The organism is Mariniradius saccharolyticus AK6 (assembly GCF_000330725.2).
Taxonomy (GTDB): Bacteria; Bacteroidota; Bacteroidia; order Cytophagales; family Cyclobacteriaceae; genus Mariniradius; species Mariniradius saccharolyticus.
Genome location: NZ_AMZY02000003.1, coordinates 145,880 through 166,542, shown reverse-complemented (window position 1 = coordinate 166,542; position 20,663 = coordinate 145,880). Strand labels below are relative to the sequence as shown.

The window sequence follows — 20,663 nt, the reverse complement described above, 5'->3', positions numbered from 1 at the left end:
ATTCTGCTAACTTTCGGTAGGCTTTCGGACACGTTCACCTGCCCAAGCTACCGAGTATGGTAAAAAAGTATCACAATTCAGGATGGATTTTTGTACTGGCGTTGCTCGTTCTGCAGATCAGCAACATGAGTTGTGTTTCCGATCCCGAGGATGGCTTGGGCTGCCCCTACCCTGCCCTAGCTGAGCTTGACAGCATCCATCAGGTATTTTATAGCCCTTATATCAACCAACGCTACTCCAGGCAAACGGACACAGTCAGTTATGCCGATTTTTTGTTGACGGCAGAGTTTGGATTCACCAATCTCAACGCCAATTCAAATGCCTATGAGCGGACTTATCCCGGCGCATGCCCCATGCTTTACCACGTTCAGAATGTTTCAAATATCGAGCTTTACCTGATTTCACCATTCAATGGACTCAGCACAGGAACAGAAGTTTCTTATCTTTTTGAGCTACAAGACGGAACGACCTTAAACAGGTTCAGGGATTTCAAGCGGATGAACCAATACCTCAGCCTCAAACTGCGGGAACGACCCAAACAAAAAAGCCAAATCAATACCCGCTTGGTAGTTTACTTCAGGGATGGGAGTTCAAAAAGTCTCGAATCACATTCTCCATTCATCAAGTAGCGGAATCCGATTTTTCTTCTGCACGCCAGGCAAATTTTACGAGTTCCCCGAGCGGTATCCATTCCAATGTTTTTTCATGGGTAGCTTCCAAAACAATAAATGGAGCAACACCAGCTTGATAGGCTTCGATCCATCGTGAGGCACAAAGACACCACCTATCACCCGGATTTAATCCCGGAAATGCCCACTCCGGCCTTGGCGTGATCAAGTCATTGCCACGGGACCTGCTGAATAATAGGAATTCCTCGGTCATGACCGCGCAGACCGTATGGGTACCCAAATCCTCTGGGCCTGTTTCGCAGCATCCATTCCTGTAATATCCCGTCAGGGGTGCCTCACTGCAGGTGACCAAGTCCTCTCCGAATACATTTTTCGCCATTATCTTCAATTATTTGGTGCAAAAATACGCCCAAGCAAGCAAAATCGGATGGATAATCACCAACCGAACCCAGCCCACCCAAGCCGGTACGCAAAGTCCATCAGGCACACAAGATCCAATTTGGATAAAATACACATGTGAGGGGATGAACGCGACCAACAAAATGACGACTCCCCAAGCGGCAGCTTTTCTTGTTTTATCCAACAACAATCCGAAACCCAACACTATTTCGACAATCCCCGATACCAAATTGATGATTTCCGGAAAAGGAAAATAGGGTGGAATCAGCGGGAGATATAACTGTGGATTTATGAAATGATTGACTCCCGCGATAATAAAAAACAGGGTCAACAGATATCTAAGTAGCTTTTTCATGCCATTGAAACCGCAAAGAGCTGATTTGGTTTATTTTTCCAATGATAACAAAAAGCTAATCCATACTTTGATGTTTCAATCGAGGGAAAAGGTATTTTTCCGTCAAATCATAGAAAGCAAATTTCCAATGGATATGAAAAGAAGAGAATTTTTCAGAAATGGTTTTTTGACCACCCTTGGGCTGGGAGCGCTTGGTTCCGCCTCAGCCTGGGGGAAAGAATTTTCCACCAACGCGGCCCAAGCCAAAAACATCATCTTTTTGGTCAGTGACGGGATGAGTTCGGGCACGCTCAATATGGCCGACATCCTGTTGCGCCACAAAGAAGGAAAACCCAGTCAATGGATCGATCTGTATGAAAAGAACCTGGTAAAAAGAGCCCTGATGGACACGGCATCTGCAAGTTCCTTTGTAACAGATTCGGCTGCGGCGGGCTCAGCGTGGGGCGGTGGTATGCGGGTCAAAAACGGTTCGCTTAATGTCGGCCCAAATGGTGAAAAACCCGTCCCGATCCTTCAAAAGTTCAAAACCATGGGAAAATCCGTTGGCTGTGTGACTTCCGTACAGATTACCCATGCGACGCCGGCCTCCTTTTGCGTCAACAACAACAGCCGAAATTCCATGGCTGACATCGCGGTCGACTATCTGAAGTTGCGGTTTGACGTGATGATGGGAGGCGGGCTAAATTTCTTTGATCCAAAAGAGAGGGAAGACCAAAGAGATCTGATACAAGCATATCAACAGACTGGATTCGACTTGGTGAGGACAAAGTCTGAAATGATGAAGACAAAAGGTGACAAACCGATCATGGGTCTCTTTGCAGGCGATGGTCTCCCCTATGCCATCGATCGGGTCAACAATCCCGAATTGCGCGAAAAAGTCCCCAGTTTGGCCGAAATGACACAAAAAGCCATTGAAGTCCTTAGCAAAAACCAAAAGGGATTTGTGATGCAAGTCGAAGGCGGTAAGGTGGATTGGGCGGCACATGGCAACGATGCCCCCGCCTTATTGTATGACCAAATCGACTTTGACATGGCGGTGGGTGTCGCGATGGATTTTGCCCAAAAGGACAAAAACACGCTTGTCATCATCACGACAGACCATGGCAACAGCAATCCGGGTCTCTTTTACAGTGGCCAGGCCAACAGGAATTTCGAAAAAATGTACGCCGTGAAGGCTTCCAATGAATGGATTTTGAACCAGATCAAACCGGGTTTCAGCAATTCCCAAGTGATCGAGCTCTTGGAGAGCCACCAAAATATCGTTCTGAAAGAGGAAGATGCCGCCGCAATCTTGGCGAGCTACAAAGTAGGTTCGGATGGCATGTATAATCCGCAAAACCTGCCTTTCATGCCTCTTGCTGCCATGCAATCCAAACAGACTGGAATTTATTGGGCAGGTTCCAACCATACCGCCGACTATGTCGAGCTCGCAATGTTTGGCCCCGGCTCCGAAAACCTGAAAGGATTTATGAAAAACTTTGAGCTACACAATTTCATGCTCCAAACCTGTGGCGCGGATGCTTCGCTACTGATGGCCTAAATCACACAATACAAAATCCGGGGAAACCCGGATTTATTTTTTGGATGTAGTCTTGGGACTGTATTTCAATTTGCCCACGCCGTACAGGTACAAAATCTTCGAATACCGCAGCAACAGGGGCAGCAGGAGCACATTGGTGCCGACAATAACGGCTACATACATCCAAAACGGTGGCCTCTCCATTAGGACGTTGAGCGCAACCAGGACCGTGACGACTAGGGCGACAGAAAAAGCATAGCTTACAAACATTGCCCCCATGTAAAAATCAGGCTCAGGGTTGAAATTTGCACCGCATTTGTCACAATGATGGTTTACAACCGTCAATTTTTGATAACTGTACAATGAGGTCGGGAATATATTCCCCTCCCTGCATTGTGGGCATTTCCCTTGAGCAATTGCGGCGCCTAGACTCCTGGTTTTCATTAAGCTGTTTTTTTTCTTGCCTGCGAAGATAGCCAAAATGCATCAAGGGACTGTAACCTTTATCACGGCCCTAGCGTGGTTTATCTCTGGAAAATCAACTTTGAAAAATCAATTATTTATAATTTTGGGCATGCGCTTTGGAAAAAATAAGGATAGGTGGATTCAGGTAGTCAGTTGGGTGATGCTACTCAATTTCATCAACCTATCTGCCAACTTTTACCAAACCTCGGCATCGAACTCGATTTATGAAATCCATTCGGACCCGATAGACTCCGTTTCCGAACTGCTCTTCGAGTATGTGATGGACATGGCTGAGGATACGATCCCGGATACCGAGGTTCCTGAGCAAAAGCGAAAGATCAAAGATTTGAAGGTATTTTATCAAATTGTCAAGACTCAGGGACCCACTTGGACGATTCAAACAGGTGAAGCAACAGTCCCTGTATCGCCAAATGACCTCGATCCTATTGATTTGGCAAGGATATCGCCTCCACCCAAAAACAATTTTTTTGTTTGACATGCAGACAGGAAGTTCCTTCCAATTTGCTTTACACCTAATCCATTTTCTTCTTATTAAGTAATCAACATGACTAGACTATACTTGTGGGCAATTTTGTTATTGTCCGCACCCCTCATTTCCGTTGCGCAAGAGGTCGAGCTGGATAGCGCCAAGCAGGAAAGAATTGTTTCGGACAGCCTGTTTATCCAGGAATTTGAAAATCCGAAAAGTGCAGAGAAGCCAAAGGTGCTTCATGCAGAACCACTGTACATCGACCTGATTCGCGACTTGGGCGCGAGAAAAGGCGAAAAAGAATGGAACGTAGGCGTCGGAATGTCCGACAAGCGAAGTTTTGATGAATACGAAGCCTTAATTGAATACGAGTGGGCGGTGATCGACAGATTGGGGTTGGAAGTGGAAATTCCCGTGACGATTTACTCACGGCAAAACGGTGCCGCACGCGACATCACCAAGCCCTCCAACCGTATCGAATCCCTAAAACTCGCAGCCCAGTGGTCTTTTCTGGTTTCGGAAAAAGCCAAATCCACCCTTGCCTTGGGATATATCCATGAGTTTGAATTGGTCGATTTGGATAAAATGGGTCAGGGAGAATTCTTCAAGGGCAATCTCTTCAATCCCTTTTTGATTGCAGCCAAGCGCTGGGGGCGCAACTACCACACATTGATTTACACAGGACCGAGAATCGTGAAAGAGTTTGGCTCCAGCGCCCATATGGCTTATGAAATCAATACCAATTTCCACTACATGATCTCAGGCACCCGCAACTTTGTGGGTATGGAAATCAACCAAGAAATTGCTGACGGAAGACTGTTCAGTGTCTTAAGGCCACAAATGCGGGTTGGCTTGGCGGAAAATCTCCTTGTCGGAATCGTCACAGGCATCCCCCTTAACCGCGAGCAACAGGGACTGAGTTCGTTCCTACGAATTATCTATGAGCCGGGTGGGTATAAGCCTGGGAAGCACCATTGAAAATCCCATTTCGGGCATGAGGGGGATACTTTCACTCATTTGGATTTTCTTTCAGAAAGAAGTACGGGAAAGACAATCCCCCTCATTCCTCCCACCATTCATCCAAATCATAGTCTTTGCCCCGACCCCACCGGAGGAGTTCCTCGATGGTATAGACTTCAGTAGTGTCGAGATCCTTGACGCGGAAATTATTGCCGGAAAGTCGGGCAAGTATCTCGATGCGGCGTTTTTCACCCATATTGGTGAGTAAGTAAATCCTTCCCACGCGAAGGTTGTCCAGTGCAATTGCCATTTTAATTGACTTTAAGCGCGTTGATTTTTTTGAGCGGGCCGGGGCATTTTTGTTGATGGCAGGCGACGCAGGATTGTTGCAACGCTTGGAAATTATTCAGCAATTCCTCCTCGCTCGATTGCTCCATTCTTTCCAAATGTAGGAGGTAGGCACTGCCCATGATGTGAAAACTGCTATCTCGGACCTTTGGGTCAGTCGCTTCGGCGGTTAGCATCGCACGGTGTTTTTCCAGATAGGTGCCTAGTTTTTCCTTATCTAGGACCGTTCCTTTGATCTCTTCCATATCCAAATACATCTCGCGCATCAACACTGCCAAAGGTGCATTTTGCTCCGCAGTGCGAACCACAGTGTTTTCGGCTTGTGGGGCATCGTGACGACAGGAATGCAGGAAAACGCAAATAGACCCAAAGGCCACCAAAAAAATAAAAAACCTCCGTGACCCATGCGGCCCCGAAGGTTTGTGAAAAGCAGATTTCAGTTTATGACGCTGCATCAGGCTTGATAATCACGCCAACTGCCTCAAACGCATATTCCAATTTTGGCGCGGTGATGGCCTCCACTTCCTCTTTGGATTTGCCGCCATCCTCTGCATAATGTCTGAGTGTCTCTACATCGGTAACCGTCTTGGTCGCCACACCCTCGATAATTACCGGGAATCCCTGGGAATTCTTCGGAACGAAGAAGCCATAATCTTTGAAAGTCACCCGCATCGTCTCTCCATTTGGCAGGTCGATGGTCATCCAACAACCTTTCTTGGAGCAGACGTCCTTGATTTCACCCAAGATCTTTCCTTCGAACTCACCGTTTGACTCGAGATGGCTTACCAACTGGTCTAAGGAAAGCGCTCCGGCTTCGGATATGGCCTCTCCAAAAACACCTGTGGGCACCTCTCCCTCCGCAACAGTTTCCACCACGGTTTCAGGGGCCTTTTGTGAACATGACCAAGTAAGCGAGGCGCCTGCAAGGAATGCAATCAATATTTTCTTCATGGCTTTGAAATTTTAAACAAATCTAAATCGGGAGTCCAAGGATTCCAATTATTTCAGCTTTTCCGCGAAGGCCTTTTTGAATTTTTCGACCTTTGGACGGATTACAAAAGAACAATAAGGTTGGGAGCCGTTTTCCTTGTAGTAGTTTTGGTGGTAATCCTCCGCCACATAGAAGTTTGTAAATGCAGTGATTTCCGTGACGATGGGCCTCACAAAAGCACCGGATTCATCCAGTTTTTTCTTGTAGAATTCCGCTTGGCTCTTTTGGTCGGGGTTGTGGTAGAACACTGCCGAACGGTACTGTGGGCCGACGTCATTACCCTGACGGTTGAGTGTGGTTGGATCATGGGTTTCCCAGAAGATTTCCAAGATCTCCGCATAGGTGATCACCTTGGGATCGAACAAAACCTGAATCACTTCGGCATGTCCCGTCGTGCCGGTCGTGACTTGCTTGTAGGTCGGATTGGCAACATGGCCCCCGGAATACCCGGAAAGCACTTTTTGAACGCCCTTGAGGTCTTGGTAGATGGCCTCGGTGCACCAAAAGCAGCCGCCACCAAGCGTCGCCACTTCCAAGCCCGCCGGTACTTGGACCGCGGTAGTTGGTAATTCTTTCATATTCTTGGATTGGTTGGATGCGGTCTGTCCACAGGCCGCGGATGAGAGGATGGTAAAAAGAAAAAGGAGGTACTTCACGTTGAAATGTTTTTTGGATAACAACCAAATATGACTGTTTCAGGTTTCCGAAAACCCCTGAATTCTGACGGGACCCTTGGGCATTTCCTCTAATCCAACTGGAATTCCACCTTGGGTGACCACAATTTTTCCCTGTCGGTACAAATCCATCATGCTCCTCCGCACATCATCCATAAAGTATCTCCAATCCTGGGGATATACCCAGCGCACCACTTCCGAGGGACAAAAATTGCTCCCTCGGCGCATGCGGCACATCTCCAAGATTGCTAGGGAAAGGATATCGGGTTGCAAGGAGGATGGTTATTAGGGAATGGTTATTTTGTTGTTGGTTGACTTGGAGAACAGCAAAGGCCTACAGCAAGTTTATCCAATTTTCAAATTTTCAACCCTCCACTTTTCCAATCATCCATTTCCAAATACTTGGTGCTTAGTACATCATACTTGGTACAAACCGTTACTGGCAAACCAAGATAAAAGTCGGCGGGAAGTTCTTGATGCTGAGATGGCTTTTGATCGTATTGAAATACCTGGCAAATTGGTATTTGAGCGGATAGGAATAGCAGATTTGGATGAGCTTTCCCCCGTCTTGGATCGAGGCCTTACTTTTGCGATAGATGTCCTCGCGGGATTCTTTGTTGATAAGGGTAAGTGGCAGGGAGGACAAAATCAAGTCTGCCTTTTTCCCGTCGAGATATCGGTCCATGTTTTCTGCCGAGTCTGCGATTATGTGCACATTTGGGCCAGGAAACTTCTTTTTCAAATTTTCGCAAAAAGCCTTGTTGATCTCAAAAACCAACAGCTTGGCATCCGCATCCATGCGGTCCACGATGCCTTGCGTAATGCTCCCATCACCTCCTCCAAGCTCGACAATGACCTTCTTCCCGCGAAAATCCGCATAGGACAACATTTTGTTAACCAATGACTTGGAGCTGAATGTGATCGCTCCTGTGGTAGAAATATTGGTAAAAAGCTCCTTGAGTAGAAAACGCTTGTTGTCCATAGTGATAGTTTATCGCGGCAAGATAGGAAAATCCAAAAAAAATGCTTTGTATTGTTGTTTGGATTGCAAACTTTTAGGCTAAATCACCCTATGGCCACCCAAACAAAAATTCAGTCAAATTTAATATTTAATCTCAAACAGTCGGTTGTACAGTTTTGGAAATTGGGCATCCCGTTTCTGTTGCTGATCGTCCTGTTGAGACTGGCGGAAGTGCAGTTTATTTTCAGCATGCATGACCTTTCCTTTGACCGGGTGAAAATTCTTGCAAAGGGATTGTTGTTCGATCTCGAATGGGCATTTTACATGTTGGGATTCCTGCTGATACTCCAGACCAGTATTGGTTTGGTATTCCCCCGGGCCACGAAAACCGTCAACAAGATTCTCACCACGATCCTCGTTATACTTCAGGGCGGCTTGATTTTCTATTTTTCCAAAATGCTGCTTCCCCTTGGCGACGATCTGTACGCATACTCTGTTGAGGACATCGTCACCACAGTAAAAGCTTCCGGTGAACTGAATCTTTTGAACTCAGCTGCGGTATTTCTGGTATTTGGGGGTGTCTTCGGCCTGCTTTCGCTCGGGCGTTGGATTCCTCTCGGGTTCAATGGTGGAATCGTACTTTCCGTGCTTTGCTACTGCTATTTGTTGGTTTTCAACCTGTTTCCAAACCTGATCGAGAAGTCAACCGCGGAACTGGAAAACAACCTCACCGCCAACAAGTCCCGGTACTTTTATGACCAGTCGTACAATTACTTTTTCAACAGGAATTACCTTTATTTCGATTTTTACCTGACTGCGCCCAAAAAAGAAAACCTTTTGGTGCAAAAGCGCTTCGTGGACCCCAATTATCCATTTCTTCACCAAAACGACTACCCGGACGTTCTCAGTCCTTATTTTGGTGCTTTTGATACGATTCCGGATGTGGTCTTTGTGATCGTCGAAGGCCTCGGAAAAGCGTATTCCGGCGAAGATGCTTATCTCGGCAGTTTTACTCCATTTTTGGATTCATTGAGCAACCATTCGCTGTACTGGAAAAATGGACTTTCCACCACCGGAAGGACATTTGGAGTGCTGACAGGCATATTCGGAGCACTACCCTTCGCCCAAAACGGATTTATGGAACAGGCACCGGAGTTTCCGGGGCATTTGACCTTGCTATCGCTCCTGAAACACAATGGCTACCAAGTCAACTACCATATCGGTGCTGATAAGAAATTTGACAACGTAGGGCCGTTTTTGGAATACCAGACTGTGGACAGGATTTTGGACATGACTTCGTTTGATCCGGATTTTGAGGAAACTCCCTCGAAATCGGGCTTCTCTTGGGGCTATCCTGACAAGGCGATGTTTGAAAATGGCATGCGGAAAATACCGCGCGATTCAGTGCAGGCATCGCTATCCATCTTCCAAACACAAACTTCCCACGATCCTTTCCTGATTCCTGACGAGCAAAAGTACTTCCAATTACTGGACGAGTATTTGGACAAAACCCTAAAAATTCCTGCTTCCCAAAAACCAAATTACCTCAAGTACCAAAGCATGTACGCGTCTATTCTCTATGTCGATGAGGCAATCCGGGAGTTTTTTGAGGAATACAAGAAAATGCCCAAATACGAAAACACCATTTTTATCATAACGGGTGACCACCGTCTGCCTGAGATTCCGCTTGCGACTAGCATAGACAGGTTTCATGTTCCGATCATGATTTTTTCTGAAAAAATCTCCCGTCCAAAAAGGATGCCTGCTGTCACAACCCATTTTGAAATCACGCCGACTTTATTGGCATTTTTACACAACAGGTACGACTTGGAACTCCCCTCTGTCGTCGCTTGGAAAGGATATGTGATGGATACGGCGAGCACATTTCAGGCAAATGTGTCGCATCCGCTCATGCGCAATAAAAACCAATTGGTAGATTTCCTGTCCAACGAGTACTTTTTATCGGATAATCAGCTTTACCAACTTGTGGATAACATGGGGATGGAACCCATTACCGACCAAAGGACCAAGGAACAGTTGACGCGGGAATTTGAGAGTTACAAAAACTCAAACCGATTTGCCACAGACAACAACCGGATCATTCCGGATTCCCTGTACAGGTACATTCCCAAAAAATAGAATTGCCTTTTGGAACCTAAACTTCGGAACACCTGCCATTTTTCCCACAATCCGAAATCAAGCCAGGCGGTTTGAAAAACAAAAACGAGCAATTAAATAGGGGGAACCGACCCCTTGATACATTCTTCAACTTAATATCCTACTGCTGATTTCTCTCGTGGCAATCCTCCAAAATCGAGGACATCAAGGGATGGTAGAAATTCCAAAAAAAACTGTTTCTCTGGGAAATATCCTCAGCAGTGAGGAACATCCTCCATAGCTTGGCGATGCCATAATAATGGTAAGCATGCGTTTGGATCGGATTATCCGCAAAGTCCCCCGCAAAATAATAGACTTTCCCCTTGCCGTTTGACTTGACGACTACTGCGGGAAAATACCGAGGGATGCCCCAATTCCGCATTTTCTCCAGGCCTTGGTCGGTAGGCTTTAGGTCGTAGTAGGATACCACTTCGTAATCCCTACTGACCAACATCAAGTCGATCCAATAGGGATAATTGACGATTTCGGGGATTTTAAACTGCTGTTGATAAGCTGGCATGGTGAGGATTTTGGGTACATCGTTTTGGAAGTCGTCGCCAAAAACCAAGACCTCGATTTGCCCATCTTCGTGAAGAAATACCATCCCAGAACCCTTGAAATACCAATCTCCGCCATGCTGCCTGATATAGCCATGAATCAACCATTCGGGGATTTCCTGATTGACAACGGTGTCCAACTCGTCAAAATACCGGGTTATCCATCCAGTCCATTTGATATCCGTAAGGTTTTCAAATTCTCTCCTGACAGCCTTTGGCGTGGGGCTTGCGATGTTGTTGAACTCGATGACCACGTCCTTTTCATTGTCCAATGCAGCTTTCAGAATTCCCAAATCCGAATGATCCATTCCTCCATAGATCTTCTTGGACGGGGCTTCCAAGGGGACTTCCTTGAGGTCATTTTCATAAACCCCATAGGTATCCGCGAAGTAGAAAAGCTGATTGTCCCTCACCAATCTTTCCTCCTCAGATGCTTTCAAATTGGAAAAGTCCTTTATTTGATAGCTTTCATTTTTGCCCGGGAAAAATCCGAAATAGTCTTCGGATGGATCGTAGGGACTGCCGTCAGACTTGGTGTATTTGAGGTTATTGAGTAGCCAATGGAGCGATTGGTGTTCCTGAAAATCCATATTTGGGACCGTCTTGTCCAATACAACGACTCCTAGCGGGGCTGAGGGGAGACCTTTCCAAATCCCAAAAGAGGTCAGCGGAATTATCACTACAATTCCAATCAGCACCAACACCCAACCCATGATGATGCGGAACTCCACAGGGAAATATTTATCCAACAGCTTGCCCATCAAAACCTTAATTCCGTGCCGATTGAAATATTGAGGTTATTTCTGAAATTGTCTTTGCTTATTTCATCCCGTGAATAGCCAACAAAACCAAATCCCATCCAGCGATCGGTCCAGAGTTGCTGATATCCTAGACGCACCCGGTAGGAATTGAGCAGCTGGGACTGAAAATCCCTAGATTCTTCGTCAGGAGAAACCCCGGTAGAAACCTGCAATCCTATAAAATCCTCCGGTCCTTTGAAATAATAGCGTGTCTGCAAGTTCCCGCTTGTCGACGAGCCTTCGGTCCCGGGGATGAAATTCAATCGGAAATTGAACCACCAATTGCTGACATATTTCCCAACCGAACCGGTGATGATATGCGTCACTTCAGAAAATTGCAGGTAGCGATAGCCTAGTTCGAGTTCATAAGCTTTGGGGAGGTTCCATAAAACACTTGTCCCAAACCTGAATTTGGGGAAAAAAGATGCTCCTGAATAGCCAACATTGAAGTAACCATAGGAGTTTTTGCCCAAACTTGGATAAGCGTCGAGTTCCGCTTGTGTGCCCCTACTGTCGAAGCGCTGGGAATGTGTGACCCGCGCAATCAGTGCCCCCGTGAAATCCGTCCTAGTCCTACCATAGACAGAGTAGGTGTGCCAAGGGCTAATTGCACCCATGAAACTGTCGTAATCATATGTTCCGCCGACGGCATTTACACGGGTAAGACGTTGCAAATTGCGGATGTAGGCCATCAAGCCTTCCATTTTCGGATCGGCCTGAAACACTTCCTTGGCGATATCCAAGGCTTCTTTATAATTTTCACGATAGTTCAACAGACGCGACTTGCGGTATTTCAATGCAACCGAACTTGGGCCGATTCTTTCCAATCCCTGGTTGAGGACTTTTTCTGCTTTTTCATAATTCCCTTCCCAAAACAAATCGTCGATATAGCCGACATATGCATCCTCATAGTTTGGACTCGCTGCAAGTGCCCTTTCAAAGTAAACCGCTGCCGAATCATACTTTCCATCCCAGCTAAATGACCTGCCCATCAGGATAAGGACATCCGCATAAGTGGGATATTTGCCCAAGACCTTGTATAGAATGGCTCTTCCTTCATCCCGTTTCCCATCCAAAATCAACTTTCTGGCATCCTGGTACAACACATCCGGATCAAAACTCTCTTGCGCTTGGAGAGAAAAAGTTAGGCTCCATGAAAGCAGGCAAAGCAGCGCGAAGCTGGGCCACCATGCTTTTGCCTTGATATGTGAATTCATCTTATGCATTGCTTACATTTTGTCTATCGGTTGCCTTCCTAAATCCCGTGCGTATCATTTCGCCCCAGCCGCCTTTGCCTTTGATAAAGTGGTAATGTCCCTTTAGTCCCCACCAAACGATCCTTGGATGGATAAGAAATGGCTCCAACATGATCGTCGTAAGGAGTTTTTTGAGATCTCCTTTGTCCTTGTAATTGTTGTATGCGATCTCCTCATACAAAATGCTGAATGAGGAAATCATGATCGAAAAGCAATAAATGAGGACAAAAAGGGCGATAAAATATACAGCACTGATATCGCCGCTGATGACCATGATAATGGTATAAATCAAACCCATGAATTCAAAAATCGGAGCCATCTTTTCGAAAAATGACCAAAACGGATAGGAAACCATGCCCATCACACCATATTTCGGGTTGAGTCGCACTTGCTGATGGAGCTGTAGGGTCTCGATTGTACCGCGCATCCAGCGGTTTCGTTGCCGACCCAATATCAGTGCTGACTCCGGTACCTCCGTCCAGCAAAGGGGATCGGGGACAAAGGCTACTTTGTAGGGGATTTTTTGCTCCGCCATGTAGCGACGCATCCTGACGACCAATTCCATATCCTCCCCTACGGTTTTGGGAAAATATCCCCCAACCTTGAGTACCAATTCCCTATTGAAAAGTCCAAATGCCCCTGAAATCAACATGAGGCCGTTGATTCTTGTCCAAGCCATCCGGCCCATGAGAAATGCCCGGAGGTATTCGACAACCTGAAATCTTCCCATCAGTGAATCCGGAACGCGGTATTTGGTTACCGTACCATCCTTTACATCACAATTGTTTGCAACACCAATGACACCACCCACGGCAATCACCTTCCTGTTGATCTCCTCCATAAATGGTCGCACCATCCGTGTCAGCGAATCACTTGACAGGATGCAATCGACATCGATACATGCCAAGATCTCCTGTTGGGCGATGTTGATGCCTGCATTCAGCGCATCTGCCTTTCCGCCGTTTTCCTTGTCAATAAGCGTCAGCTTGGCAAAGGAGCGGTTGGTGGATTTATAAATCCCGCGAATGTCCTTTGTCTCGATGGCATGGTTGTAAGCAAAATTGGTCTTGACCATATCAAAGCTCTCGATCATCCGATCCAGGGTATCATCCTTGGAACCGTCATTGACGATGATTACCTCATACTTGCTGTAGTGCAACGTCATGAGGCTCTTGGTGTTTTGCACGATGTTTTTGCCCTCGTTGTAGGCCGGCGCAATGATAGAGATTCCTGGCGCCACCGGACTGGTGATGACATCCTTGTAGTCGGCAAACTTATTTTTTTTCAAATGATCCCGCATTTCCAAAGTGGAAAGCACCGTCATGGTGAGGTAGATCATGATGATCGACAAGCTGTAGAGGAGAAAAATAATCCCCATCACATCCACAAATAGGTCAAACAGCAGGTTATACATCGCACAAAATGGGGTCTTGGAGGTGAGCAAGCATTTGACGGATTTCTTCCTTGAGTGAAGATTCCAATTCCTTTTCTACCAGTACGGGATTCATCGCTTTCAATGCCTCCAATGTGGCCTTGAGACAATCGAAATCAACCAAATGCTCAATCCGCTCGATGAGGATGGTTTGGGAAATAACCGTTCCGATATTTTGCAACACTTTCACCGCAGCGACATAGAGGTCTTTGTCCTCGGTGTAGATATCCTGGTGGACGTGCTCAATGGCGTCCGTGAAGCTGAAAACGTCAAAACATTTCAGGATTTCGATCTTTTCATCCCTGCTGGCATTCGGATATTTTTCTTTGAGGATTTCCAATCGGTCCACCAAGCCAAGGTATCGTACAATCCTGTAGCCAAATATCCGTACGGACTCATTGTAAGAATCAAAAAGCCGCTCCACTTGCACCTTGGTGCCCTGGTTGGTCAAAAAACGGATAATCCTGAAATAGGTCATCTGCTGCCACCTTGACAAGGGAAAGGTTTGATGGACCAATACCTGCAGGGTCATGTCGTTGGAAATGTTCAAATAAGTCGCGACGGCTTGGGATCGAATATGAAAGTTTTCGTGGTGGGTGAATTTTTGTACGATGGGCGCTGCTTCGAGCACATCCATTTCGTTGATTTCCACGAGTCCCGTGGTAACGATATCCCACTGTGAGGATTCAAGTTTTTTGAAAGAGTGGGCTACGAGATTGAGCTTTCTGTAGATTAGCTTCAATTTGGACTTGAAGTCCCCCTTCATGTTTTTGTTGAGGCTGATGATTTCCTGGATCATCACATCCTTGAAAAGATGGTTGTCGGCTTGGGCATTGGGAAAAAATTCCCAGATTTTTTGAGCACTGAAGTCCTTCAGTTCATCCAACTCATATTCAAACAGCAAATTGGAGAGCGGCTCGTAGCAGAGACTTTTGAAGCGCTGTGTCATGACCTCGGTGCGCCTCTTTTTGGACCTAACAAAAAACATGAATCCGACAAGAAACACCGAAGCAAGAAAAAATAGGATCAGTGAAAAAAGAAGCACGATCATTTTGAGGTCACTCAGAATCCTCAACCGTATCTGGTAAAAAGGCTTGAACGCCGTTCTATTGGCCAGCAGCATCAACTCTCCGCCGTCGCCCGCTACGCTTGGTGCAAAAAGCTCATTGCGGATGAGGTTGTCGAGATACTCCAGCAGTGCTTCTGGATTTGATTCCTTTTTAAATAAAATGTAGACAATACTCGCCCTGTCCCGCATTTCGTTGGGAATATGCTGCTCCAAGGCTTTCGCCTCCACATAACTTCCAAGTGTGTCTGAGTACCACCTTCCGGGTTGGGCAATGTCCTTATGAAATCGGACAATGGTACTGTCTGCTGGCAAGAAGAGGGAATCCGCAACAATTACAAATTCCAATCCGGGGATATCTTGTCCCGTGAGTAAGAGAGAATCCACCTGTACCCAATCTTGGTGAAGGACTTGGGCCTGTGAAATTCCAAACGGTAAGCTGAAGAGAAGTTGGTGAAGGAATAAAAAAGCGAAGAGTTTTTGCCGTTTGGTGAAACCGGTCATCTATTAGTTGTTGATCAGCCGCCGAACACGCACAGCGAGCTCGTTCGGATTGAATGGTTTTGGCACAAAATCCGAAACACCTAGATTGAAAGCTTCCATGACGGTGCTCTCCTCTTCACCCAAAGAACTCAATACAATGATTGGAATTTTTGGGTTGACCTTTCTCGCATGGTTGATGATCTCGATCCCATTTTTGTAGGGAATCATCACGTCCGTGATAATCAAATCGGCTTCCTGGGTGTCGATGGCATCCATTCCGGAAATACCGTCCTCAACCATGGTAACACTGTAACCTTCTTTTTTAAGACGAAACTGCACCAAACTAGAGATCAGTTTGTCATCTTCGATAACAAGAATATTTTTCATTATAAAATGGATTTGGGTGACTTAGCGGATTAAAGATAATTGTAAAAAATTGTAAAAAACAAGGCGCTCTAACCTCGAAAAATTGCCAATTTTTTAACAAAAAATACAACGCGTTGAAAATGCATTATGCAGAAAATTATTTGCCGTTCTTAACCAGCACAGCCTTTTGGAGTAAAAAAAATTTTTTTGAAAAATTTTCTTTTGGTAGTTTACCAAATGTTGTAATAACCAAATTTCAGGAAAATATATGCTAAATGCCCAATTCAGAAAGAAAGTGAAGTTGCTGGTGATGGCCGCTTTCATTTTGGGATTGCAAGACCTCGTAGCGCAAAGTGACCCCAAGGGTGAACGGCGGGTCACAGGAACCTATGCTATCCAAAATGCAACCGTAACGACTGCTCCGGGAAAAACACTTTCCAAAGCCACCATTTTGATTAAGAACGGGATTATCGAAAGTGTCGGTACCAACATTTCGATTCCGAAGGATGCCCAGTTGATTTTGGCGGACTCCTTGTATATCTACCCAGGATTCATCGATGGAGCCAGTAGCGCCGGTGTCGGTAAACCTGCGGATGCAGAGCGACCGGCAAATATGGACCCCTCAAAGCCTACTGACGAGGTAGCCGGCATCACACCTTGGAGGAATGTCCTCGACTACTTCGACAAAAACAATTCGCAGATCGGTGATTGGCGGAAAAACGGCGTGACCATCGCCCAAATCGTGCCTGAGGGCGGAATGCTTCCGGGCAAATCGGCTATCGTGACCTTTGGCCACAGCTCCTCTAGCAACGTGATTGCCGCGCAAGTCGGTATGAGTGCGAGATTCCGGGCCTTGGGAGGCGGCCGGGGGTACGGCGTTTATCCCGGAACACCACTCGGCATCATGGCCAAATACAGGGATGTGTATAAAAACGCAGAAATATCTGCCAAGCACAACAGGCTATTTGCGTCGACTTCGGGACTCGCAAGACCAGAAATCAACAAGACTTCCGAAGCCATGTATCCCGTGCTCGACAAAAACATCCCAATGGTCTTTGAAGCCTCATCGGATATTGAAGTCAGAAGGGTGTTGTCGCTCCAAAAAGAACTGGGCTTCCGCGTCGTACTTGCCGGAGTCACTGAAGTCGATAATGTGATCAGTGAAATCAAAGCTGCCAACGCTGCCGTGCTGCTCAGCATGAAGCTACCTGAGGATAAGATAACCAAAGCAAAAACCGAGGGTCTGTCTGAGGAAATGATGCAGCGCACCAAAAGAATCCAGGAATCCTACGAAAATATGCTCAAACAAGCCGCCAAACTGGAAGCGGCAGGGATACCCTTCGGATTTGCCGGGCTCGGCTCAAAAAGTGCTGACATGCTCAAAAACCTAAGGATCATGACTGCAAACGGATTGAGTGAGAATGGGCTTGTGGCAGCGTTGACCACTAATCCAGCCAATATCCTTGGCATCGGAAAATTTGCTGGAACCATCGAAAAAGGCAAACTCGCCAATTTGGTAATCATGACTGGCCCGATCTTGAGTGAGGATGCACAAGTAAAACATGTCGTTGCCGATGGGTATATTTTTGACTACGAAGTCAAGCCGAAGAAAAACGGCAACGAGGCTAAAACAAACGGTAGCGGAAATGGCACGGTGTCAATCGAAGGCGTATGGGATTATGTATCGGACACTCCAGCCGGTAGTTCTGGCGGAACCATGGATATCAAACGCGACGGCAACGGGTATAAAGGAACTATCACCTACGACAGCCCCTCTGGAGGAGGAAAGGCAAGTTCTGAGATGAAGAACATTACCGTGTCCGGAAACACCTTGAGCTTTTCTTTTGGGGTTGCGGCAAATGGGATGTCCTTGGACGTCGAAGTCTCCGGAGAAGTGAATGTCTCCCAATTTACAGGCAATCTTTCACTGACGGATTACGGCAGCTTCCCACTAAAGGCAACCAAGAAACCGAACCAGTCCAACTTTTAATCCCATTTGAACATGAAAAAGATAATCATAGCGGCCCTGATGGTTTTTGGATTCGGTAGGGTTGAATCCCAAACCCCAAAAGGATCAGTGCTGATCAAAAACGCAACAGTCCTAACGGTTACCAAAGGAACGTTGGAAAACACAGACGTCTTGGTCGAAAACGGCCTCATCAAAAAAATCGGCAAGAACCTTCAGGCTTCCAATATTCAAGTGATCGATGCAACCGGCAAGTACCTGATGCCAGGCATCATCGATGCGCACTCCCACGTGGCATTGGACGCTGTCAACGAAGCTACGGCACCAATCACTTCCGAAGTACGCATGTCTGATGTGATTGACCCTTACGACATTGGCCTGTACCGGGCCTTGGCAGGAGGTGTGACCATTTCACATGCGCTGCACGGTTCGGCAAATGCCATTGGAGGACAAAGCGTGACACTCAAACACAGGTACGGCTCCGGAAATCCGAGCGATTTGGTCATGACAGATGCTCCAAGGACCATCAAATTTGCTTTGGGGGAAAATCCAACCCGCGTTCACGGACGTGGCAATGGTATCCAACCACGTACGAGGATGGGTGTGGAAGCGGTGATCAGAAACGGTTTCAATGAAGCTTTGCAATACAAAAAAGCCTGGGAAGATTATAATGCTGCCTTGAAGCAAAAAGGTGCAAATCCGATCCCCCCAGCTTACAGTGAGCGGTTACAGTCCCTGGTGGATATCTTGGATGGCAAGGTCATCATCCACTGCCACTCCTACCGCGCGGACGAAATCTACATGCTGATCAAGGTTTGTCGGGAGTTCGGCATTTCGAAAATCGTCTTCCAACATGTGAATGAAGGCTTCAAAGTCGCACCTGAACTGGCGGAATATACGATGGGCGCTTCGGTTTTTGCGGACTGGTGGGCTTACAAGTTTGAGGTTTATTACTCCACGGCTTACAATGCCGCTATCCTGATGGAAAACAATGTCATCACTTCCATCAACTCCGATTCCGGCGAATTGATCCGTCACCTGTACCATGAGGCGGGGAAAGCACAGCGTTATGGACAATTGACTGATGAGCAGACGCTCGCGCTGATCACCATCAACCCCGCCAAGCAACTCGGTATCGCTGATAAGGTTGGTTCGATTGAGGAAGGAAAGCAGGCTGATTTGGTGATTTTCGATGGACATCCGCTATCCGTGTACGCTATTCCACAGATGACCTTTGTCGATGGTGTCAAATATTTCGACGTTAACGAAGATTCGGATGACCGTAGGCTCAAAGTCTCCGCAACTGAGGCCTTGGAACCGATTTACCTGAAGGAGCATGAGCACCGCTGCATGCATGGGGTGGATTTCTTTTTCACCAACTTCGGCAGAAACCTATTTACACACGAGCACTAAGAAATATCCCAGAGATTCAAACTGAAAAAGATGAAAAGGATCATAAAATCGATATTCCTCCTGGCGGTTTGCCTGTCACCATTTTGGGCCAAGGCCCAATTTGACGGGGAATTCGTCAAACCAAGAAACGGCAAATTTCTTCTTCAAAATGCGACCATCGTAACAGTGACGAAGGGTGTGATTGAAAACGGCAGCGTCCTGATGGACCAAGGCAAAATCCTTGCAGTGGGGAAAAACATCGCTGCCGGAGATGCGGAAGTCATTGACTGTACAGGCAAATTCATTTACCCTGGCATGATAGACGGAGGAAGCAGACTCGGTCTTGTCGAAGTGAACTCCATACCCGAAACCCAGGATTTTGCCGAAATCGGGCAAGTGACTCCCAACATGCAGGCACTGGTGGCGGTGAATCCCAATTCGGTGGCTATTCCGGTCACGAGGGTCAGTGGTGTAACAACTACCCTAGCGGTTCCCTCAGGAGGTCTGTTCCCGGGCACCGCCGCCCTCATAAACCTCAACGGGTACACGCCAGACCAGATGTTTGCTGGATTCAAGGGCGTGATACTCAACTTCCCCTCCTCGGCAAGAAGAAGCACTTGGGACAGGAGAAGCGAAGAAGAAGTCCAAAAGGAAGCAGAAAAGGCAGAAAAGAGCCTGAATGAAATTTGGGACAGGGCCGTTACTTATCACCAACTTACCAAATCCGGTGTGACTTTACAGTATTACCCTGAGATGGAGCATTTGGCCAAAGTAATAGCTGGCGAGCTTCCCTTGCTGGTGGAAGTAAATGCTGCCAATGACATCGTCAACGCCATCAAATGGATCGAATCAAAAAAGGTGAAGGCAATCCTCACGGGCGTGGCCGAAGGTTGGAGGGTAGCCGACAAGATCGCTGCTGCAAAATTGCCGGTCATCGTTGGTCCCATGCTGTCGATCCCTACCCGGCAATCCGATCGGTATGATGCCGCCTACACCAATCCTGGAAAAATGGCCAAAGCTGGGGTGAAAGTCGTCATCAGATCCAATGACGCCGAAAACACCAGGAACCTTCCCTTCAACGCTGGATTTGCGGCGGCATATGGAATGGGCAAAGAAGATGCGCTAAAGGCCGTGACAATCAACGCCGCAGAGGTCTTTGGTGTTGCCGACAAATTGGGCTCGATAGAAGTCGGAAAGGACGCCACGCTCTTTGTCTGTACCGGAGATCCGTTTGAGACCAAAACCCAGATCAATTTCGTATTCATAGATGGGTACAAAGTCCCTATGAACAGCAGGCATATCGAGCTTTACCAAGAGTTTCTCGAAAGGTCTCCAGGTCTGAAAAAGAACTAAAACAAAAAACCACGGCTAATTCTACCGTGGTTTTTTGTTTCAAT

At 46.8% G+C, this 20,663-nt stretch carries 22 protein-coding genes; 8 read left to right on the top strand and 14 right to left on the bottom strand.

The genetic code is table 11. The features are described 5' to 3' along the window. Positions 1-56 precede the first annotated feature (56 nt). Entirely contained in the window at positions 57-629 is a 573-nt protein-coding gene (locus tag C943_RS01995; protein ID WP_008623705.1) for a hypothetical protein, read from the top strand. Here the strand turns inward: C943_RS01995 and C943_RS01990 are convergent. Together C943_RS01990 and C943_RS01985 are read right to left on the bottom strand one after the other, a co-directional pair. Next, positions 622-1,008: a DUF2237 family protein gene (locus C943_RS01990; protein WP_008623704.1), complete on the bottom strand. Its 387-nt coding sequence runs from the start codon at positions 1,006-1,008 to the stop codon at positions 622-624. The two genes, C943_RS01995 and C943_RS01990, sit on opposite strands and share 8 nt — an antisense overlap. 9 nt (positions 1,009-1,017) lie before the next feature. Next, positions 1,018-1,383: a DoxX family protein gene (locus tag C943_RS01985; protein ID WP_008623703.1), complete on the bottom strand. Its 366-nt coding sequence runs from the start codon at positions 1,381-1,383 to the stop codon at positions 1,018-1,020. 133 nt (positions 1,384-1,516) lie between these two features. Between C943_RS01985 and C943_RS01980 the strand changes: the two genes are divergently transcribed. After that, complete coding sequence (locus C943_RS01980; RefSeq protein WP_040478745.1) at positions 1,517-2,923, top strand: alkaline phosphatase; 1,407 nt, start codon at positions 1,517-1,519, stop codon at positions 2,921-2,923. 33 nt (positions 2,924-2,956) lie between these two features. On the opposite strand, the gene C943_RS01975 is transcribed toward C943_RS01980, so the two are convergent. Then, on the bottom strand, positions 2,957-3,346 hold the full coding sequence (locus C943_RS01975) for a DUF983 domain-containing protein (protein ID WP_008623701.1): 390 nt from the start codon (positions 3,344-3,346) through the stop codon (positions 2,957-2,959). A 130-nt stretch (positions 3,347-3,476) separates the two neighbouring features. On the opposite strand from C943_RS01975, the gene C943_RS21235 reads away from it, so the two are divergent. Then, positions 3,477-3,863, top strand: coding sequence for a hypothetical protein (locus C943_RS21235; RefSeq protein WP_157198394.1), 387 nt, complete (start codon positions 3,477-3,479; stop codon positions 3,861-3,863). Positions 3,864-3,932: 69 nt separating this feature from the next. Further along, complete coding sequence (locus tag C943_RS01965) at positions 3,933-4,835, top strand: HAEPLYID family protein (RefSeq protein WP_040478670.1); 903 nt, start codon at positions 3,933-3,935, stop codon at positions 4,833-4,835. 82 nt (positions 4,836-4,917) lie between these two features. Here the strand turns inward: C943_RS01965 and C943_RS01960 are convergent, their stop codons facing one another. The 6 genes from C943_RS01960 to C943_RS01935 all read right to left on the bottom strand — a co-directional run bounded on the left by C943_RS01960 (position 4,918) and on the right by C943_RS01935 (position 7,812). Beyond that, positions 4,918-5,127, bottom strand: a complete 210-nt coding sequence (locus C943_RS01960; protein WP_008623698.1) for a hypothetical protein — start codon at positions 5,125-5,127, stop codon at positions 4,918-4,920. A 1-nt stretch (position 5,128) separates the two neighbouring features. Further along, entirely contained in the window at positions 5,129-5,473 is a 345-nt protein-coding gene (locus C943_RS01955; protein ID WP_157198393.1) for a hypothetical protein, read from the bottom strand. Positions 5,474-5,606: 133 nt separating this feature from the next. Continuing rightward, positions 5,607-6,116 (bottom strand): DUF4920 domain-containing protein, encoded by a 510-nt coding sequence (locus C943_RS01950; protein ID WP_008623694.1) that lies wholly within the window; start codon positions 6,114-6,116, stop codon positions 5,607-5,609. 48 nt (positions 6,117-6,164) lie between these two features. After that, the gene (gene msrA / locus C943_RS01945; protein WP_040478739.1) at positions 6,165-6,812 is read right to left on the bottom strand and encodes a peptide-methionine (S)-S-oxide reductase MsrA; all 648 of its coding nucleotides are present in this window, start codon (positions 6,810-6,812) and stop codon (positions 6,165-6,167) included. 39 nt (positions 6,813-6,851) lie between these two features. Beyond that, a complete protein-coding gene (locus C943_RS01940) occupies positions 6,852-7,103 on the bottom strand; it encodes a DUF3253 domain-containing protein (RefSeq protein WP_008623692.1) in 252 nt (83 codons plus the stop codon). Positions 7,104-7,266: 163 nt separating this feature from the next. Further along, entirely contained in the window at positions 7,267-7,812 is a 546-nt protein-coding gene (locus C943_RS01935; protein ID WP_008623690.1) for a class I SAM-dependent methyltransferase, read from the bottom strand. 90 nt (positions 7,813-7,902) lie between these two features. Between C943_RS01935 and C943_RS01930 the strand changes: the two genes are divergently transcribed. Further along, complete coding sequence (locus C943_RS01930) at positions 7,903-9,930, top strand: LTA synthase family protein (RefSeq protein WP_008623689.1); 2,028 nt, start codon at positions 7,903-7,905, stop codon at positions 9,928-9,930. A gap of 139 nt (positions 9,931-10,069) precedes the next feature. On the opposite strand, the gene C943_RS01925 is transcribed toward C943_RS01930, so the two are convergent. From C943_RS01925 to C943_RS01905, 5 genes are read right to left on the bottom strand one after another with little or no spacing between them, the layout of a single operon-like run. After that, a complete protein-coding gene (locus C943_RS01925) occupies positions 10,070-11,266 on the bottom strand; it encodes a hypothetical protein (RefSeq protein WP_008623686.1) in 1,197 nt (398 codons plus the stop codon). After that, positions 11,266-12,531, bottom strand: coding sequence for a YaiO family outer membrane beta-barrel protein (locus C943_RS01920; protein ID WP_008623685.1), 1,266 nt, complete (start codon positions 12,529-12,531; stop codon positions 11,266-11,268). Before C943_RS01920 ends, C943_RS01925 begins: the two co-directional genes overlap by 1 nt. Beyond that, positions 12,524-14,005 (bottom strand): glycosyltransferase family 2 protein, encoded by a 1,482-nt coding sequence (locus C943_RS01915; protein ID WP_245545495.1) that lies wholly within the window; start codon positions 14,003-14,005, stop codon positions 12,524-12,526. The genes C943_RS01920 and C943_RS01915 overlap by 8 nt, the downstream gene beginning before the upstream one ends. Next, the gene (locus tag C943_RS01910) at positions 13,968-15,563 is read right to left on the bottom strand and encodes a hypothetical protein (protein ID WP_008623683.1); all 1,596 of its coding nucleotides are present in this window, start codon (positions 15,561-15,563) and stop codon (positions 13,968-13,970) included. Before C943_RS01910 ends, C943_RS01915 begins: the two co-directional genes overlap by 38 nt. Before the next feature lie 3 nt (positions 15,564-15,566). After that, positions 15,567-15,929, bottom strand: coding sequence for a response regulator transcription factor (locus C943_RS01905; protein WP_008623682.1), 363 nt, complete (start codon positions 15,927-15,929; stop codon positions 15,567-15,569). A 247-nt stretch (positions 15,930-16,176) separates the two neighbouring features. Between C943_RS01905 and C943_RS01900 the strand changes: the two genes are divergently transcribed. Genes C943_RS01900 through C943_RS01890 form a run of 3 tightly spaced genes read left to right on the top strand, consistent with a single transcriptional unit; the run spans position 16,177 to position 20,619 of the window. Beyond that, positions 16,177-17,898 (top strand): amidohydrolase family protein, encoded by a 1,722-nt coding sequence (locus C943_RS01900; RefSeq protein WP_008623681.1) that lies wholly within the window; start codon positions 16,177-16,179, stop codon positions 17,896-17,898. Positions 17,899-17,910: 12 nt separating this feature from the next. Beyond that, positions 17,911-19,287, top strand: coding sequence for an amidohydrolase family protein (locus C943_RS01895; RefSeq protein ID WP_040478666.1), 1,377 nt, complete (start codon positions 17,911-17,913; stop codon positions 19,285-19,287). A 30-nt stretch (positions 19,288-19,317) separates the two neighbouring features. Next, positions 19,318-20,619: an amidohydrolase family protein gene (locus tag C943_RS01890; protein WP_008623679.1), complete on the top strand. Its 1,302-nt coding sequence runs from the start codon at positions 19,318-19,320 to the stop codon at positions 20,617-20,619. The last annotated feature ends 44 nt before the right edge of the window (positions 20,620-20,663 follow it).

Bases quoted from the DNA above. Each gene is read 5' to 3' on its own strand.
- C943_RS01995 (WP_008623705.1), top strand. From the start codon at position 57: ATGGTAAAAAAGTATCACAATTCAGGATGGATTTTTGTACTGGCGTTG.
- C943_RS01990 (WP_008623704.1), bottom strand. From the start codon at position 1,008: ATGGCGAAAAATGTATTCGGAGAGGACTTGGTCACCTGCAGTGAGGCA.
- C943_RS01985 (WP_008623703.1), bottom strand. From the start codon at position 1,383: ATGAAAAAGCTACTTAGATATCTGTTGACCCTGTTTTTTATTATCGCG.
- C943_RS01980 (WP_040478745.1), top strand. From the start codon at position 1,517: ATGAAAAGAAGAGAATTTTTCAGAAATGGTTTTTTGACCACCCTTGGG.
- C943_RS01975 (WP_008623701.1), bottom strand. From the start codon at position 3,346: ATGAAAACCAGGAGTCTAGGCGCCGCAATTGCTCAAGGGAAATGCCCA.
- C943_RS21235 (WP_157198394.1), top strand. From the start codon at position 3,477: ATGCGCTTTGGAAAAAATAAGGATAGGTGGATTCAGGTAGTCAGTTGG.
- C943_RS01965 (WP_040478670.1), top strand. From the start codon at position 3,933: ATGACTAGACTATACTTGTGGGCAATTTTGTTATTGTCCGCACCCCTC.
- C943_RS01960 (WP_008623698.1), bottom strand. From the start codon at position 5,127: ATGGCAATTGCACTGGACAACCTTCGCGTGGGAAGGATTTACTTACTC.
- C943_RS01950 (WP_008623694.1), bottom strand. From the start codon at position 6,116: ATGAAGAAAATATTGATTGCATTCCTTGCAGGCGCCTCGCTTACTTGG.
- C943_RS01935 (WP_008623690.1), bottom strand. From the start codon at position 7,812: ATGGACAACAAGCGTTTTCTACTCAAGGAGCTTTTTACCAATATTTCT.
- C943_RS01930 (WP_008623689.1), top strand. From the start codon at position 7,903: ATGGCCACCCAAACAAAAATTCAGTCAAATTTAATATTTAATCTCAAA.
- C943_RS01925 (WP_008623686.1), bottom strand. From the start codon at position 11,266: ATGGGCAAGCTGTTGGATAAATATTTCCCTGTGGAGTTCCGCATCATC.
- C943_RS01920 (WP_008623685.1), bottom strand. From the start codon at position 12,531: ATGCATAAGATGAATTCACATATCAAGGCAAAAGCATGGTGGCCCAGC.
- C943_RS01910 (WP_008623683.1), bottom strand. From the start codon at position 15,563: ATGACCGGTTTCACCAAACGGCAAAAACTCTTCGCTTTTTTATTCCTT.
- C943_RS01905 (WP_008623682.1), bottom strand. From the start codon at position 15,929: ATGAAAAATATTCTTGTTATCGAAGATGACAAACTGATCTCTAGTTTG.
- C943_RS01900 (WP_008623681.1), top strand. From the start codon at position 16,177: ATGCTAAATGCCCAATTCAGAAAGAAAGTGAAGTTGCTGGTGATGGCC.
- C943_RS01895 (WP_040478666.1), top strand. From the start codon at position 17,911: ATGAAAAAGATAATCATAGCGGCCCTGATGGTTTTTGGATTCGGTAGG.
- C943_RS01890 (WP_008623679.1), top strand. From the start codon at position 19,318: ATGAAAAGGATCATAAAATCGATATTCCTCCTGGCGGTTTGCCTGTCA.